The 16,472-nt window shown below is 43.1% G+C and carries 17 protein-coding genes; 5 read left to right on the top strand and 12 right to left on the bottom strand.

Translation table 11 applies throughout. The features are described from left to right. Nucleotides 1–6: 6 nt before the first annotated feature. The 3 genes from gpmI to lptF form a co-directional block, all read right to left on the bottom strand. Entirely contained in the window at nt 7–1,554 is a 1,548-nt protein-coding gene (gene gpmI, locus CRO21_RS13545) for a 2,3-bisphosphoglycerate-independent phosphoglycerate mutase (protein WP_097079854.1), read from the bottom strand. Nucleotides 1,555–1,637: 83 nt separating this feature from the next. After that, a complete protein-coding gene (lptG, locus tag CRO21_RS13540) occupies nt 1,638–2,708 on the bottom strand; it encodes an LPS export ABC transporter permease LptG (RefSeq protein WP_097079853.1) in 1,071 nt (356 codons plus the stop codon). Next, nucleotides 2,705–3,814: an LPS export ABC transporter permease LptF gene (lptF, locus tag CRO21_RS13535; RefSeq protein ID WP_097079852.1), complete on the bottom strand. Its 1,110-nt coding sequence runs from the start codon at nt 3,812–3,814 to the stop codon at nt 2,705–2,707. Before lptF ends, lptG begins: the two co-directional genes overlap by 4 nt. 271 nt (nt 3,815–4,085) lie before the next feature. Here lptF and CRO21_RS13530 point away from each other — a divergent pair, with 271 nt between their 5' ends. Genes CRO21_RS13530 through CRO21_RS13520 form a run of 3 tightly spaced genes read left to right on the top strand, consistent with a single transcriptional unit; the run spans nt 4,086 to nt 6,627 of the window. Further along, on the top strand, nt 4,086–5,528 hold the full coding sequence (locus CRO21_RS13530) for a leucyl aminopeptidase (protein WP_097079851.1): 1,443 nt from the start codon (nt 4,086–4,088) through the stop codon (nt 5,526–5,528). 9 nt (nt 5,529–5,537) lie between these two features. Next, on the top strand, nt 5,538–5,951 hold the full coding sequence (locus CRO21_RS13525; protein WP_097079850.1) for a DNA polymerase III subunit chi: 414 nt from the start codon (nt 5,538–5,540) through the stop codon (nt 5,949–5,951). 31 nt (nt 5,952–5,982) lie between these two features. Then, nucleotides 5,983–6,627 carry a hypothetical protein gene (locus tag CRO21_RS13520; RefSeq protein ID WP_097079849.1) on the top strand — a complete coding sequence of 215 codons (645 nt, stop codon included), beginning with the start codon at nt 5,983–5,985 and terminating at the stop codon, nt 6,625–6,627. Between the two features lie 32 nt (nt 6,628–6,659). Here the strand turns inward: CRO21_RS13520 and CRO21_RS13515 are convergent, their stop codons facing one another. The 5 genes from CRO21_RS13515 to cysK form a co-directional block, all read right to left on the bottom strand. Continuing rightward, the gene (locus CRO21_RS13515) at nt 6,660–7,355 is read right to left on the bottom strand and encodes an ion channel (protein ID WP_097079848.1); all 696 of its coding nucleotides are present in this window, start codon (nt 7,353–7,355) and stop codon (nt 6,660–6,662) included. A gap of 32 nt (nt 7,356–7,387) precedes the next feature. Beyond that, on the bottom strand, nt 7,388–8,215 hold the full coding sequence (gene blaOXA, locus CRO21_RS13510; protein WP_097079847.1) for a class D beta-lactamase: 828 nt from the start codon (nt 8,213–8,215) through the stop codon (nt 7,388–7,390). A 54-nt stretch (nt 8,216–8,269) separates the two neighbouring features. After that, a complete protein-coding gene (gene gshB / locus CRO21_RS13505) occupies nt 8,270–9,211 on the bottom strand; it encodes a glutathione synthase (protein ID WP_097079846.1) in 942 nt (313 codons plus the stop codon). 145 nt (nt 9,212–9,356) lie between these two features. Further along, nucleotides 9,357–10,043 (bottom strand): DsbA family oxidoreductase, encoded by a 687-nt coding sequence (locus CRO21_RS13500; RefSeq protein WP_097079845.1) that lies wholly within the window; start codon nt 10,041–10,043, stop codon nt 9,357–9,359. A 163-nt stretch (nt 10,044–10,206) separates the two neighbouring features. Next, nucleotides 10,207–11,205: a cysteine synthase A gene (cysK, locus tag CRO21_RS13495; protein WP_097079844.1), complete on the bottom strand. Its 999-nt coding sequence runs from the start codon at nt 11,203–11,205 to the stop codon at nt 10,207–10,209. Nucleotides 11,206–11,412: 207 nt separating this feature from the next. Here cysK and ybaK point away from each other — a divergent pair, with 207 nt between their 5' ends. After that, nucleotides 11,413–11,880: a Cys-tRNA(Pro) deacylase gene (gene ybaK / locus CRO21_RS13490; protein WP_097079843.1), complete on the top strand. Its 468-nt coding sequence runs from the start codon at nt 11,413–11,415 to the stop codon at nt 11,878–11,880. 25 nt (nt 11,881–11,905) lie between these two features. Here the strand turns inward: ybaK and CRO21_RS13485 are convergent, their stop codons facing one another. Beyond that, nucleotides 11,906–12,307 carry an OsmC family protein gene (locus CRO21_RS13485; RefSeq protein WP_097079842.1) on the bottom strand — a complete coding sequence of 134 codons (402 nt, stop codon included), beginning with the start codon at nt 12,305–12,307 and terminating at the stop codon, nt 11,906–11,908. A 9-nt stretch (nt 12,308–12,316) separates the two neighbouring features. Beyond that, on the bottom strand, nt 12,317–13,264 hold the full coding sequence (locus CRO21_RS13480) for a pirin family protein (RefSeq protein WP_097079841.1): 948 nt from the start codon (nt 13,262–13,264) through the stop codon (nt 12,317–12,319). 403 nt (nt 13,265–13,667) lie between these two features. Here CRO21_RS13480 and CRO21_RS13475 point away from each other — a divergent pair, with 403 nt between their 5' ends. Then, complete coding sequence (locus CRO21_RS13475) at nt 13,668–14,564, top strand: LysR family transcriptional regulator (RefSeq protein ID WP_097079840.1); 897 nt, start codon at nt 13,668–13,670, stop codon at nt 14,562–14,564. Nucleotides 14,565–14,622: 58 nt separating this feature from the next. Here CRO21_RS13475 and CRO21_RS13470 read toward each other — a convergent pair whose 3' ends face one another. After that, complete coding sequence (locus tag CRO21_RS13470; RefSeq protein ID WP_097079839.1) at nt 14,623–15,042, bottom strand: F0F1 ATP synthase subunit epsilon; 420 nt, start codon at nt 15,040–15,042, stop codon at nt 14,623–14,625. 28 nt (nt 15,043–15,070) lie between these two features. After that, entirely contained in the window at nt 15,071–16,465 is a 1,395-nt protein-coding gene (gene atpD / locus CRO21_RS13465; RefSeq protein ID WP_097079838.1) for a F0F1 ATP synthase subunit beta, read from the bottom strand. Nucleotides 16,466–16,472 lie beyond the last annotated feature (7 nt).

The following is a 16,472-nucleotide window of genomic DNA, read 5'->3' as shown; positions in this document are numbered from 1 at the left end:
TTATGATTAATTTGGCAATTGAATCAAATTACGCCCCTGCATCTCCGCAGGTACAGGAATATTCATCAAATTTAATAATGTTGGTGCAACATCTGCCAAAACACCACCTTCCAGAATAGTCGCCGTAGTTGGCCCTACATAAATAAAAGGTACCAGCTCGGTCGTATGCTGGGTATGTACCTGACCACTGTCATAATCCTGCATCTGTTCAACATTACCATGATCTGCTGTCACAAGCATATGTCCATGATTTGCCATCACCGCCTCATACACCCGTCCAAGACAGGTATCCACGGCTTCTACGGCTTTTACTGCGGCATCAAACACGCCTGTATGCCCAACCATATCACCATTGGCATAATTGACAACCAATAAGTCATATTTACCGGAATTAATCGCCTCCACCAGTTTATCTGTTACTTCATAAGCACTCATTTCCGGTTTTAGATCATAAGTCGCAACATTCGGGGAAGGAATCAAAATACGAGTTTCACCCGGATATTCATCTTCTCGCCCACCACTAAAGAAGAAGGTGACATGGGCGTATTTTTCTGTTTCGGCAATACGTAATTGGGTTTTACCCAGATTTGACAGATATTCTCCCAGAGAATTCACCAAGCGTTGCGGCATATAGGCAACAGGTGCATCAATAGTGGCCTGATAACGCGTTAGCATGACAAATTTGGAGAGCTGCGGTACGACTTTACGTTCAAAACCGTTAAAGTCTTTTTCGACAAAGGCACGGGTCAATTCACGCGCACGATCGGCACGGAAGTTCATAAACACCACGCTATCGCCATCTTGAACTTTGGCAATGTCTCCAATACGTGTGGCTTTAAAAAATTCATCGGTTTCTTCTGCAGCATAAGCCTGTTGCAGACCTTCTAGCGCACTGTCTACCACACGCGCCGCTTCACCTTCAGTCAATAAGCGATAAGCCTGTTCCACACGATCCCAGCGATTGTCACGATCCATGGCAAAATAACGCCCGATTAAGGTAGCAATACGCCCTTGTCCTGGATATTGTGCAAATAGGACATCAAACCGTTTTAAGGTCGGTTCTGCACTTTTTGGTGGCGTATCACGACCATCAAGGAATGCATGCAAATAGACTTTGGCGCCACGTTTTAATGCCAGTTCACACATGGCTGCAATATGATCTTCATGCGAATGCACACCACCATGTGACAGCAAGCCAATAATATGGACTGCGCCACTTGCACTTTTGGCTTTTTCAACCGCATCGACCAACACTTCGTGTTCAAAGAATACGCCATCACGAATATCTTTGGTAATACGGGTAAAATCCTGATACAGCACCCGACCAGCACCCAGATTCATATGACCAACTTCAGAGTTGCCCATTTGACCATCAGGTAAACCAACATCTTCACCGGAACCGGAGATTAAGCTATGCGGATGATTGCTTTGCATTGCTGTCAGGTTTGGGGTTTTTGCCGCAAGGAAAGCATTATCTTTTACATCCTCACGATGTCCAACACCATCCATAATCACCAAAACATGTGGAATTTTATGCATCGCTACATCGGTCATTCTTAATCGTCCATCATCGGTTTAAAAGTTATGCAATTTTACCCAATTTTACGGGATAAAGTCATTAAATAATTCTCAACACGCTAGCGTACCCGGTGCAGCAAATACGCCCCCACACCCAGTAAAAATACAATCGGTACAAATACAAACCACGCCGCAGAAGGGCTATAGACCAGACTGGCATAGCCCAGAAAATCCTGTATGTAGTAAAATCCAAGTCCGGTGAATAATGCAATCACCAGACGAAACCCCATCGATTGTTGCCGCAAAGGTCCAAAAATAAACGAACATGCCACCACCACCAAAGCAATCAAACTCAGCGGAGAAGCAACTTTTTTCCAGAAGGCCAATTCATATTTTTTCGGCACCTGACTATATTCATGCATATAGCTCATCAGACTTAATAAGTTACTAGGTGCCAGATCTTCCGGATCAACGGTCACCATATGCACATATTTCGGTTGCAATGCCAAAGGCAACGGTTCTTCGCTACGAATCGACTGTTGTGCATTACCCTGAGGAAAAATATCCACCTGCTTGACATTTTTTAACCGCCAAAGCTGACCTTGATCAAACTGTCCCTGCTCGGCATTAATGGTCGACACTAACCGAAAATTCTGATCAAAATCCATGACCTGAATATTATTCAGATGACCTTGTGCATTAGCATAATCAATATAAATAAAACGTTGGTCTTCCCGAGTCCAATAGCCCCTTACTGTACCCAGTGAGGCGGCATAATTTTCTTTTTTCGTCAGTTTGGCATGTTCATTGGTATAAGGAATCACCCATTGACTGAGTGCAAAAGATAATATGATGAGCAGTAAGGCCGGTCTTAAGGTCCAGCCGACAATACGCCACAAACTCACCCCCACCGAACGCATCACCACCAGTTCACTATTGGAAGCCATACTACCCAGACCAATCACAGCACCAATCAGGGCCGCGATAGGCAACAGCTCCAGTAGCTTGCTTGGTGCATCCCAGAATACATATTGTAATGCATTCCATGCATTATAGTGTTCATTTAAATCACCCAGCTCGGCCAGGTAACCGAACAACATTTGCAGTAATAACAAGATACCGACTGCACCAAGCATGGCAAGGCCGGTATTTTTCACCACATGGCGGGATAAAATTCGATTAGAACTCATACTGAACCTTTCCCTCTTGCCAGACGTTGTTTAATCTTGGGGGCCAGTTCCTGTTTACGCGCAAAAAACCATGCCACGCCCGCATAAATAAGCAGTACCGCAGGATATGCCCAGATTCCCAGTTCGCCCTTGGTCATTCTAGTTTTGATTGCCATCATGGCGACGATTAAACTGGCAAAAATCATAATGGCTGGAAATAAGCGATAATAACGCCCCTGCCTCGGACTCACCTCAGATAAGGGCACAGCCAGCATTAATGCCAGAATAATGACAAAAGCACCAAACACGCGCCAGCCAAGCTCACTCATAATCACCGGATTGCCCTGACGTTTGTCCCAAAGCTGTGACATGGTCATGGATTCTAAACGTTGTGCTTCGATTTCCTGATCATCTTCAGCTTCGAGTCGTAAACGATAAGTTTCAAACTCGGCTTGTAGATATTTTGCCTGCCCGGGAATAAAACTATAACGTCGCCCCTGATGTAAATCGACCACACTGGCATGTTCGGTATCAGATACGACACGTTGTGCCTCTTTAGCAAGAATAATCACATCGGGCTTGCCTGCTTCTTTAGCTTTTTGATAAAAGAAAATATCTTTTAAACTGCGTCGGTCTTCCGATAAATCTCCAGCATAAATGGTATAAGGCCCACTGGAAATAAACTCTTTGGGACGAACCAGATCAAAGCCGCTGCGTACTGCCTGAGTCATGGTCAATTGATCGAACTGGCGATTCCCCCAAGGTGAAATCACCATCATCAACAACATCTGTATCACCAGAATCACCACAGCCAGCGGCAATAATTTACGCCCAAGCTGACCACGACTAATACCACTACTGTTAAGGACAGCCATTTCATGGTCGACATATAAACGCCCGAACACCAGCATCAATCCCACAAAAAAGCCCAGTGGCACAATCAGGGTTAAAAATTCGGGTAAGCGAAACCCAATGATGCTAAACAGTACACTGACATCCAGACGTCCCTGCGCTGCCACACCAAAATATTTAATTAAACGCCCTCCCATCATCACTAGGGTAAGCAGTGCCACCACAACAGATGAGGTTGTGACAACTTGTTTGACTAAATAACGTGTGATGATCAAGGAGTGGTCCTCACAAGAGTGATCTAAAATTGACAAGGGAGAACATGTCGATCTTCCATCAATAACATAAGATGAAAGGGTCGCAGGCCCAAATAAAATAACTCAATTGCGCGAAGAATTTTGAAAATAAACCGCAACATATTGTGCAAATGCTGTCTAGTTTACCTGATTGCACAAAATATAGAACTATTGTTATTTTGCAGAAGCGCAATAAAGCGGTATATTTATGTTAAAACACGCAATTCCCTGCGATCGAAATATAGAGATTGATATGAAATTTTCACTGTTCACAGAAAGCTCAGATTTAAGCAGCTCTCCTCTACTCATCACCTTGATTCATTCAGAAAATATTCCACAACAACTTGATCAATATCAATTTAATCAAATAGATGAATGGCTTAAAGCAAGCCAGTTTCAGGCAAAATTCAATGATCTACAACCCGCATTACAACAAAGTCCGTATAATACTGTCCTCTATCTGGCAGGATTAGGGGATACCGCAGACCTCAGTGCCAGCAAAGTGACAAAATTGGCACAGACCATTGTCAAGGCAGTACAAAAGAAAGCCGAAAGCATCGTGATTGATCTTTCTGCACTAGCGGAAGAGTACCAAGCAACATTTGCATTGGCCTTGGCGCAGGCCAATTATAGTTTTGATCAGTTTAAATCTAAAAAAACCGACAATAAGCTGACACAAATCAGTTTTTATCAGGCAGCAAATAGTTTGAATGCCGAAAAACTTGCACTGATTGAAGCCATTAGCACAGGACAACGTTATACCCGTAATTTGGGCAATACCCCCGGTAACGTCTGTTTTCCGGAATATCTGGCCGAGCAGGCACTTGAACTGGCCAAAGAATTTCCCGACTTACTTAAAGTGACGGTACTCGCCGAACAGGACTTAGCAGCTCTCGGCATGAATGCATTCCTTGCAGTCAGCAAGGGTTCAGATCGGCCGGGTCGGATTGTGATACTGGAATATGCAGCACAGCGTGAAGAAAAACCTGTAGTACTGGTTGGTAAAGGGGTGACCTTCGATACCGGCGGTATTTCGCTTAAACCGGCTGCAACCATGGATGAAATGAAATTTGATATGTGTGGTGCCGCCACTGTCTTAGGGGTAATTCGTGCGCTGTGTGAAAGCCGTTTACCGATTCATGTGGTTGGTGCATTGGCCTGCGCAGAGAATATGCCGTCTGCACATGCCACACGTCCCGGGGACATTGTCACCACGCTAAGTGGTCAAACCGTAGAAATCCTGAATACCGATGCCGAAGGCCGTTTGGTGCTGTGCGATACCTTAACCTATATCAAACGCTTTAATCCGGAACTGGTGATCGATATTGCAACCCTGACTGGTGCCTGTGTGGTCGCACTCGGCAAAGTATTAAGCGGATTATTCAGTCCGGATAATGCGCTGGCGCAAGAACTGATCAGTGCTGGTGAACAGAGCTTTGACCGGGTATGGCGTATGCCAGTACTCGATGATTATCAGGAACTGCTGGATTCGCCTTTTGCCGATATGGGAAATATTGGTGGACCAACTGGTGGCGCCATTACAGCGGCATGTTTCCTGCAACGTTTTACCAAAGACTATCGCTGGGCACATCTTGATATTGCCGGCACGGCATGGCTGTCTGGCGCACAAAAAGGTGCAACTGGTCGCCCTGTTCCCTTATTAATGCAGTTCCTCGCCAATCGCGCACAAGGATAAGCCGGTTTTATGCATAAAATCAGTTTTTATCTGATCGAGAAAAAACCGCAGCGGCAAGTCGACTTGGCTTGCCGTTTGTGTCAGCAAATTTATAAAAAACATCGCATCTGGCTGTATTTTGCCGATCAGCATGCGTGTGAAGAATTTGATTTGCAACTCTGGCAATTCGATGCCAGCAGTTTTATTGGACATGGTATCGATCAACAGGATGCACAGATTTGCCTGTCTTTAACACCACCTAATCCAACTTTTGAGGTCTGTATCAATTTGTCGGGAAAACCCATGAATATTACCGAATTACCACATTCAGCACTTCATTTGATTGAAATCGTCGGTAATAATGAGCAAGATAAACAACTTGCACGAGAATCGTTTAAATTCTATCGCAAACTGGGGATTGAACCCAACGTACATAAAATTTAATTTTTTCATTAAGGCTAAAAGGAGCAAGGTCGTGGCGTTAAATGTGGGGGAAAACTTCAAACAACGTTGGTTAGCAACGCCTGAAAGTGTACGCCAGACCTATTGTGACGAATTAAAATTTATTTGTGCATTGTTGGAACCTGATACACAGATTGCCAAGTGGCAACATCAAGAAGTTCTATTACAACACCGCAATCGTCATAGAATTGATCAGGCTTATAGCCAGCTTAAACAGGAAATTCTGGCCGAACAAGCGCGTCTTGCCGAAGAACGGAAACGGCAACGTCAGGCCGCTCTGGAACAGGCATTGGCGGATAAGCGCGCACAACAACAAGCAGAAATTGCCGCCATTGAAGCGCAAGATCGTTTGAAAGAACAGCAGCAGACCGAATATTTACAACAATTTGCCAAAGATTTACAGCAACAAGTCATGCATCAAACCGCCGTACAAATTGCCAAATTTGATGTCACACAAGTCAAGCAATTTAATCATGACGATCAAAATAGCAGCGAAACTATGGATAAGTTTAGCAGTTCTCCACAAGCGGACGATTTAAAAACCCGACTAGAACTTGAAGCCGAATATTATATCGAACAGACCTTGCAGCAATTGCGGGAAAAGCTCAAAGCTGCTGCACAGGAAGAAATTGAAATCATTCTGCAACAACAGCACTGATCTTTATATCGTGCAGGAAAATTAAGACAAGCTTATTGATCATCTTCCTTGGATCGAGGTAGATGTTTTATATATTGCAAGGCAATCAAACGCGATACAATCAAAGTTAGATACATGACCCCACAAAACATCTGTAGAGATACAATCACCCTCGCAAGATCCGCTTGTGGATAAATATCACTCAGACCTGTACCGGATTGCACACTAAAACTTAAATATAATAAGCCCAACCAGGAACGTGCCGTATCCTGTACCAGATTAAAACTATGATAATCCCATGCCTGACATGCACTATATAAAAATGCAAATGACCAGACCATCAGCGTAAATACCGAGGCGGCGGCAAACAGTTCATCACGGGTCAGATATCTGTCATGGAACATATAACGTGATAAACCATAGGCAGCATACATATAAGCAAAGGCTTCAAACAAATTGGCACTAATCACCATCCATTTACTATCAAATCCCAGCGCAACAGCAATCGAAAGGCACAATGCCGGTGCAATGCTAATCACCGTCACCGTCGTATACACAGTTGTCGTGCGCATGATTTTTGCCACCAGTAACAGGGCAATTGCAGACAGCGTCCATGACACAGCACTATTGGCCACACTATGGTTGGTAAAGGGTGCAAGCAGTAGAATCAGCAACTGAACCAATAGCAACCAAGCCGATGGCAAAAGTTTTAAGCTATGCCAGAATGACAACAAAAACTGCTTAACCATCGTTGCACCTAAAATTTATGAATCAAAATGTGTTAAAAATTCTCTGGGAGTAACTTTAAGATTTTTAACGTAGAGATTGTCAACGTTTGTCTGGTTTTTGGCGAGCTGTCTTTTTGCATCGTCATATTCAGCGAAAATGCCTGAACTTTCCCATTAGGCTGTTCGACCCAGCCTGTATACCAACCCACCATTGGTTCAACATCCATGCCCCAACCACTTTTGGCATACAACTTATAACCCTGCTTTTCCTCAATCAATATCATCTGCTGGACTTGCTGTTGGACATTTTTGGAGAAAGCCAGCTGTTGGTTAGCCAATTGATAAGCAAATTTTGCTTCCTGTTCAGGACTAATGGTGAGTGGCCCAACCAGCCAGAAATTATCCACTTGAGTACCAATATTTTGGTTGCCATAACCGACTCTTTTGACTTCGCTGGCCATCAATGGTAGACCAATTCTACGTGCCAACTCCTGATAAACCGGTACTGCCGATGTCTGCATCGCCTGTGCCAGCGTCATGTCTTTTTCCCAAGCTGGAAAACTGCGTTTTTGCCCATCCCATTTAAACACTTCCGAACTGGTCACTTTGCCATGCTCTAGTCCAATCAGGGCATTCAATATTTTAAAGGTTGAAGCAGGGATATATTGCTGTGTGGCACGATCCACATCACTGCCAAAATTTGCAAAGCTTTGCCCATTATAAATGGTCATAACTCCATCAATGGCATGGGTTTGAAAATCATGTTGAATCTGTTGAATTTGCTGCTGACTGACGACAGTATCTCGTTGGGTAGGTGCATGTTGGCAAGCAGATAAACTTAGAGCTAGACACACACCACCGATCAATAATACTTTATTCATAGAATTACTTTTTCCAATTTATTCAAAAAATTTTCGAATGGGTATGATAAATAATTACTCACGACCCTGTTCAAGCACATCGAATAAATCATCGGCAATTGAAGTCCCAAATTGATGGTCAATTTCCCGAATACAGGTTGGGCTGGTGACATTAATCTCAGTGACAAAATCCCCAATCACATCCAGACCGACAAACACCAGTCCTTTTGCTTTTAAAAATGGACCAACTTTTGCTGCAATTTTTTTATCATTTTCGGTGAGAGGACGCGCTTCACCCTTACCGCCAGCCGCCAGATTACCCCGGGTTTCACCATTTTGCGGAATACGTGCCAGACAATATGGCACTGGTTCACCATTGATCATCAGAATCCGTTTATCACCATCGACAATTTCCGGGATATAACGCTGCGCCATAATTGGCTGTTGTCCATTTTGTGTCAAAATCTCAAGCGTTGAACCAATGTTTACACCATCGACAGTCAAACGGAAAATTCCTGTGCCACCCATGCCATCAAGTGGTTTTACAATCACATCCTGATGCTGTGTCAAGAACTCACGAATTAAACCCTGTTGAGAGGTGACCAGTGTCGGTACCTGTAATTCGGAGAACTGTGTTGCAAACAACTTTTCATTACAGTCCCGTAAGGATTGTGGTTTGTTAATAATCCATGCACCCTCGCGTTCTGCCTGTTCCAGAATATAAGTGGTATAGACAAAATTCATGTCGAATGGTGGGTCTTTACGCATTAACACCACGTCATAAGCAGCGATTGACTCTTTCTGCTTTTCGCCCAGCGTATAATAATCGTTGTAATCCTCAGACACCGTCAAAGGAGAGATCAAACCAAATGCCTTACCCTGCTCAATATATAAATCCTGTTGTAAGGCATAACCCAACGCATGCCCTCGACGACTTGCTGCCCACAGCATCGCCATGGTGGAATCTTTTTTTAAATTGACGTTTTCAATGGGATCCATTACCACAAGTACACGCATGATTTTCACTCGATTTTTTAAATGTTTGCAAGTATAGCGGATCATTATAACGGTTGAAATTTCACAATATGTAATTGCTTTGCAAAATTAACGCAAAGCAAAATCAATATGTGTCATTTAACTGCATTCTAATGATTTAAATACATCAGGATTTTGCAGGTATTTCGCATTGTTCCCCTTCACAAGATGCTGCTTCGGGAACCTGTGACTGTTGCAATGCCTGCTGTAACGCCTGTAAAAATACGCTCCGGTCTTGCACCCCAGATAATCCAACTTTTTGATCAAAAACAAAAAATGGTACACCTGTAATATTTAACTGTTGTGCAAGTGCTTCATCCTGACGGACATCTGCGGAAAATTGCTGGCTGTCCAGCACTTCAATCACATCTACAGAGCTCAAACCAATACGTTCGGCAATGTGCACGACCACTTCCCGCTCACCAATCGCCAGCCCTTCGGTCATATAGGCATGGAAAAAAGCTTCTTCTGCCTCATTCCCCAAACCCTTGTTCTGAGCCAAATGAATAATTCGATGTGCATTAAAACTATTACCTGAATTGGCCTTCTGCCATTGAAAATCAATTCCTTCTGTTGCAGCAAGTTCGGCAATGCTTCGTTCCATCTCTTGCATCTGAGTGACTGTACGACCATATTTTTGCGCCAGACGTTCTGTATTGGATTGTTGATGTTTCGCTGGTGCATTGGGATCCAACTCAAAACTGTGCCAGTGAATATCCAACGTCACGCCTGCCTCAGCAGCCACCTGTTCCAGTCGTTTTTTACCAATATAACAAAAGGGACAGACCACATCTGACCAGATATCGACACGCATGATAATTCTCGATTGCAAATTTATCTGTTATTAATGTCATTTCATTTATACTTTTTAAATAGTCTATAACAAAACTTTACGCAAAATAAAAAAGGGAGCGAACTCCCTTTTAAGCTGTGGTTAAACATTGGCTAGATAAAGATCTTAAATCCTAGAACAGACATTAATCTTCCAGAATCCCTTCAAACAGGACTGTCGATAAATAACGCTCACCACTATCTGGTAAAATCACCACAATATTTTTACCAGCATTCTCCGGACGTGCTGCCAATATTGCCGCTGCGGCCAAGGCTGCACCACTGGAAATGCCGACTAAAATCCCTTCTTGTGTGGCAGATTTACGTGCCCATTCAACGGCATCATCACCTTTGACTGCAATCACTTCATCGACAAGATCCAAATCCAGATTTTTTGGGATAAAGTTTGCCCCGATTCCCTGAATTTTATGTGGTCCGGGTGTCAAATCTTCACCACGTTTGGCCTGAGTGATGATCGGCGACTCAGCGGGTTCAACGGCCACAGAATAAATCGGCTGTTGTTTACTGTGTTCGAAATAACGGGAAATCCCAGTAATGGTGCCGCCTGTGCCGACACCTGCCACCAGAATATCAACCTGTCCCTGTGTTGCTGCCCAGATTTCCGGCCCTGTTGTATCCTGATGAATTTGTGGATTAGCCGGATTTTCAAATTGTTGTGGCAAGAAATACGTATCAGGATGTTCAGTTGCCAAACGCTGTGCTTCATCCACTGCACCTTTCATGCCTTTGGCAGGTTCAGTCAGGATCAGATTAGCACCAAAGGCTTTGAGCACTTTACGACGTTCGATACTCATACTGGCGGGCATGGTCAAGGTAATCGGATAACCTTTTGCCGCTGCAACAAATGCCAGCGCAATCCCGGTATTGCCACTGGTCGGTTCAACAATATGCATGCCCGGCTTTAATACGCCACGTTTTTCGGCATCGGCAATCAATGCTGCACCGACACGACATTTCACCGAAAATGCCGGATTACGACTTTCTATTTTTGCAAAGACATTGGCGTGTCCTTGGATAATACGATTGATTCGAACCAAAGGTGTATTACCAATGGCGTCTGCATTATTGCTATACGCTGCGATACCCAAATTTTCTGGTGTAGGGAATTGTTGATCTGTTGCCATGTTATATCCTTAAATTTAATAAAGTTATTCACTTTATGATAATAGAACATTTTAATGATGCTGCCCTAATCATTTCACAAGATAAAATTTAGCAATTATGTAATGATCCTTTTGATCCCGCCAGAAATAATTTTTTCCATCAGACTGCTAGTTTATGTCTAGCCATTTGTTTTATCATAAAGCATTCTCTGGCTATTTCTTCTTATCATGACTCCTGCCTGCAAACTGCTTAAATTAAAGAAAATCGACTATTCTATCCATGAATATGAGCATGATCCTAACAATCATAATTTTGGTCTGGAAGCAGTAGAAAAATTGGGCTTAAGCCCAGAAGAAACCTTTAAAACCCTACTGGTGACCGATGGCAAAAATCACTATGTTGCGGTATTGCCTGTCGCATTTCAGCTGAATCTGAAAAAAGCTGCGCATGCCTTTGGTTGTAAAAAATTAAGCATGGCTGACCTGCATGATGCCGAGCGATTGACCGGCTATCTGGTGGGCGGTATTAGTCCTCTTGGACAAAAGAAACGCTTAACCACCATCATTGACAGCCATGCACAAACCTTGGCAAAAATGTATGTCAGTGGTGGTAAACGTGGACTAGACATTGGTATTGCCCCACAAGATCTTGCCACAGTATTAAATGCAAAATTTGTGGATATGATTGATCAGTAACATTTAAAATGATGACAGATTCACATCATGCCAAAATCTGTGTATCAATACGTGTGCCACGCAATAAAGTTTTTGTCACTGGAGTCTTTTGGCAAATCTCTAAAATTTTCGCTTTACTGATCTCATCTAAATCCCGATCAAAACCAAGCGTCCTTGAAATCCACTCTTCACCCGTCTGATCGGTATGAAAATTGAGTTCAATGCTAAAATGTCCATAATCCCATCCTTTATGTTGTGCATACATCCGTAATGTAATCATGGTGCAGGCAGCCAATGCAGCAAGTAAATAATCATAAGGCGCAGGTCCTTGATCTTTGCCACCAAATTGCTCGGGTTTATCGGTTAAATATTGATGCCGACCACTGCTTAATTGACCCGCCCATGGTTCGGCTAAACTTGAAATATTTGTCGTTGCAATAATCGCCATCTTTAATCCTTATTTTGATGCTTTCATTTTCTCGGGCATAACGGGTGCAACTAAACGATCGCCGAGATACTTGGGAATATCACCAAAGCGAGCGTCATGATTGATCCACTGGTCCCGTGCAGTTTTAATTTCTTCGGTACTGCGTGCCACCAGATTCCACCATAATAAAATCTCACTGTCAAAAGGTTCGCCACCAATCAATAAAATACGACTACCTTTTTGCATTTGTAGATGTAGATTGTCATGGGTGGTTTCAATCACCAGCATATTTTCCTGCGTCAATTCATGGCCATTGATCACTGCCTGATGGTCCAGTACCAACACCCCATATTCAAATTGCGGATTCAGTTCAAGTACCACATCCACATCATCAACTGCTTCTATATCCAGTGCCAGCAATGCACTATAGACTTCGACCGGAGAACTTTGCCCTAAATAATCTCCAACCAGTATAGTAATACAGGCACCATCTTTCTGAAGGGTCGGCAACACTGGATAATGATCAAAGCGTGGCGGCATATTACGTTGATCATCAGGTAAGGCAATCCATAACTGGGCAGTATGCATGCGAGTTTCGGTCATCGGCGCAACTTCAGTATGCGAAATCCCATAGCCAGCTGTCATCAAATTCACCTGTTTGGGCCGAATCAGCTGTTCACTGCCCAAACTATCCATATGCATCACGGTTCCATCAATCATCCAGGTAAAAGTCTGCAAACCAATATGCGGGTGCGGGCCAATATCTAATCCATCACCTGCCGGGAACTCAACCGGACCAGCATGATCAAGAAAACACCAAGCGCCAATCATACGTTTTTCACGACTGGGTAAAGCCCGTTTAATGATGGTGCCATGGCCAATCTCGGCTTTACGCAATGGAATGGCCTTAAATTCATTGGATTGAGTCGTTAACTCCGACTGTGAAGCTGTACCTTGCGAATATTCCCGATTTGCCATATTAAACCCTGATCATTGATCTGAATGAATATGCTATCAGACCTATTCATTTTAAAAACAATAAAAATAGAATCATGCGTTTTAAATATTCCATTTTTATTAGGTTCTGTTGACACCTCGTCTATGTTTACGAAAGTAGATATTGCCTATAATTTTATTAATCCGAATCATTTAAATACTCACTTTTTTTGGAATATTGATTAAGTTCTGCATCTGTTGACATTTTTTGATCATAAAAATTAAACAGACTCAGTAAAACAACTACAAGCAAAATCCATAGGGTTATTTTTAACTGATGCATTGCCTATTCCTGCCAAGCTATACTGATGACAACAGTCTAGGCAAAACAATTCATCTCATCTAATATAGAAAAATACATAATCCATCTAATTTTAAGATCAATATGCCTACACTCAAGCAATTGCAGTATTTAATCAAGATCGTTGAAGAAAACGGCTTTATTGCTGCTTCAGAAAAATTATATATTGCTCAATCGGCATTGAGCCGGCAGATGAAATTATTGGAACAGGACGTCAGGTTTGATATTTTTGACCGACGTGGGAAAAATATGCAGCTAACACCTGCCGGACAGCAGTTCTATCAAAACATTAAAATTCATCTCAATGGCATGCAAGACATTATTCAATCCTCACAGCACATTGCCCAAGGAATTCATCGCGTAATTAAAATTGCACATTCGAGTAGTGTAGTAATGGATCAGACGAAAATCCAAGCATTGGATTACATCAGCAAAAAATATCAGATACAGATTGAACTCAACACGCTATCTTCGGAACAACAAATTCAGGCATTACTGCATCATCAAATTGATATTGGCATGATTCGGCCACCTGTCTTGCATCATATGCAACAGATCCATTCACAATCTCTTTATCGTCAACCCTTATATTTAGCCGTCAATACTGCCCATGCAAAATTTGACACATTACAAAAGATTAAAATCGAGGATTTAAAAGATGAAGTGTTTGTATCGACACCGCATGCGGAACGTGGCGGATTAAGTTATCTGGTTTCCAATTTGTGCCTATCCAGAGGTTTTTTCCCTAAAAAAGCCAGCATTCAATCGAGAAAAATCTCACAATTGCAATTGGTTGCAGCCAATCTTGGCATTTGCATTGTACCGCTGGAATTTCAGTCGATTCTACCGCCTCAGGTGAAATTGTTAAGTTTGGAACAGAATACCTTAATGTCTGAGGTCATGTGTATCTGGAAACAGGATTCCGATCTTGATCCTTATGTAGAAGAATTGGTTCAGATGTTACAGGCTAAATCAATCTGAAAAACCACAGCCCATAAAAAAGCCACCTTACGGTGGCCTCTTCAATCATGACATTGATTTACAATGCACGATTTTTAATTTTACGGATGGTTTCAAGCTGACCAGCAATCTCGGAAAGAGAAGCGAGTGCAGCCGCAGTATCAACCTCATTTTTCTGGTTCGCCAGCAAACTTTCTGCATTTTTACGTGCTTCAAGAATTGCTGCTTCGTCCAAGTTGTCTGCACGAATTGCGGTATCCGCAAGTACAGTCACAACATTCGGTTGTACTTCTAGCACACCACCAGATACATAGACAATTTCTTCTGTACCGTTGGCAAGCTGAACACGAATCGGTCCAGGTTGTAACAAGGTTACCAGCGGTGCGTGACCGGGTAAAATACCCAGTTCACCGCCTGCACCTTTTGCGATCAGCATCGTAACTTGTCCAGAGTAAATCGACTCTTTAACACTTACGACATCACATTGCATAGTCGCCATGAGATAGCCTCCTAATTAGAGTTGCTAATTACAGCTTCTCGGCTTTAGCAATCGCTTCGTCAATACTACCCACCATGTAGAACGCTTGTTCTGGAAGGTGATCGTATTCACCAGCCAAGATACCTTTAAAGCCACGAATCGTTTCTTTAAGTGGTACATATTTACCAGGTGCACCAGTAAATACTTCGGCAACGTGGAACGGTTGTGAGAAGAAACGCTGGATTTTACGTGCACGGTAAACAACCAGTTTATCTTCTTCAGCCAATTCGTCCATACCCAGAATGGCAATGATGTCTTTTAGCTCTTTATAACGTTGCAATATGTTCTGTACAGAACGTGCAATGTCATAATGCTCAGTACCGACAACCAATGGATCCAATTGACGTGAAGTCGAATCAAGTGGGTCAATCGCTGGATAAATACCACTTGACGCGATATCACGGCTCAATACAACTGTTGCGTCCAAATGGGCGAATGTTGTTGCTGGTGATGGGTCAGTCAAGTCATCGGCTGGTACATATACCGCTTGGATAGAGGTAATCGAACCAGACTTGGTTGAAGTAATACGTTCTTGTAGAACACCCATTTCTTCAGCAAGTGTAGGCTGATAACCTACCGCAGATGGCATACGACCTAACAATGCTGATACTTCTGTACCTGCCAATGTATAACGGTAGATGTTGTCGACGAATAATAATACGTCACGACCTTTACCATTTTCATCTTTTTCGTCACGGAAGTATTCGGCCATGGTCAAACCAGTCAAGGCAACACGTAAACGGTTACCCGGTGGCTCATTCATCTGACCGTAAACCATCGCAACTTTGTCAAGTACGTTGGAATCTTTCATTTCATGATAGAAGTCGTTCCCTTCACGAGTACGCTCACCAACACCAGCGAACACAGATAAACCACTGTGTGCTTTTGCGATGTTGTTGATCAATTCCATCATATTTACGGTTTTACCAACACCGGCACCACCGAACAAACCGACTTTACCACCTTTTGCAAACGGGCAAAGCAAGTCGATCACTTTAATCCCTGTTTCAAGCAGTTCGGTTGAACCCGCTTGGTCTGCATATGACGGTGCTTGACGGTGAATCGCCCAAGTTGTATTGCTATCAACCGGACCTGCTTCATCAATTGGACGTCCAAGAACATCCATGATACGACCCAATGTACCTGTACCAACGGGTACAGAGATTGGTGCACCAGAATCACTTACAGGAAGGCCACGTTTAAGACCTTCTGTAGAACCCATTGCGATAGTACGTACAACACCATCACCAAGTTGTTGCTGAACTTCCAACGTCGTTTCAGTACCATCAACATGGAGAGCGTCATAGATCTTTGGAACGCTATTACGTTCAAACTCGACGTCGATAACCGCGCCGATGATCTGAATGATACGACCGCTACTCATTGCTGTC

The sequence above is a fragment of the Acinetobacter puyangensis genome, assembly GCF_900096995.1.
Lineage (GTDB): Bacteria > Pseudomonadota > Gammaproteobacteria > Pseudomonadales > Moraxellaceae > Acinetobacter > Acinetobacter puyangensis.
The sequence above is the reverse complement of the archived record's forward strand: the minus strand, read 5'-3'. Positions and strand labels throughout refer to the sequence as shown.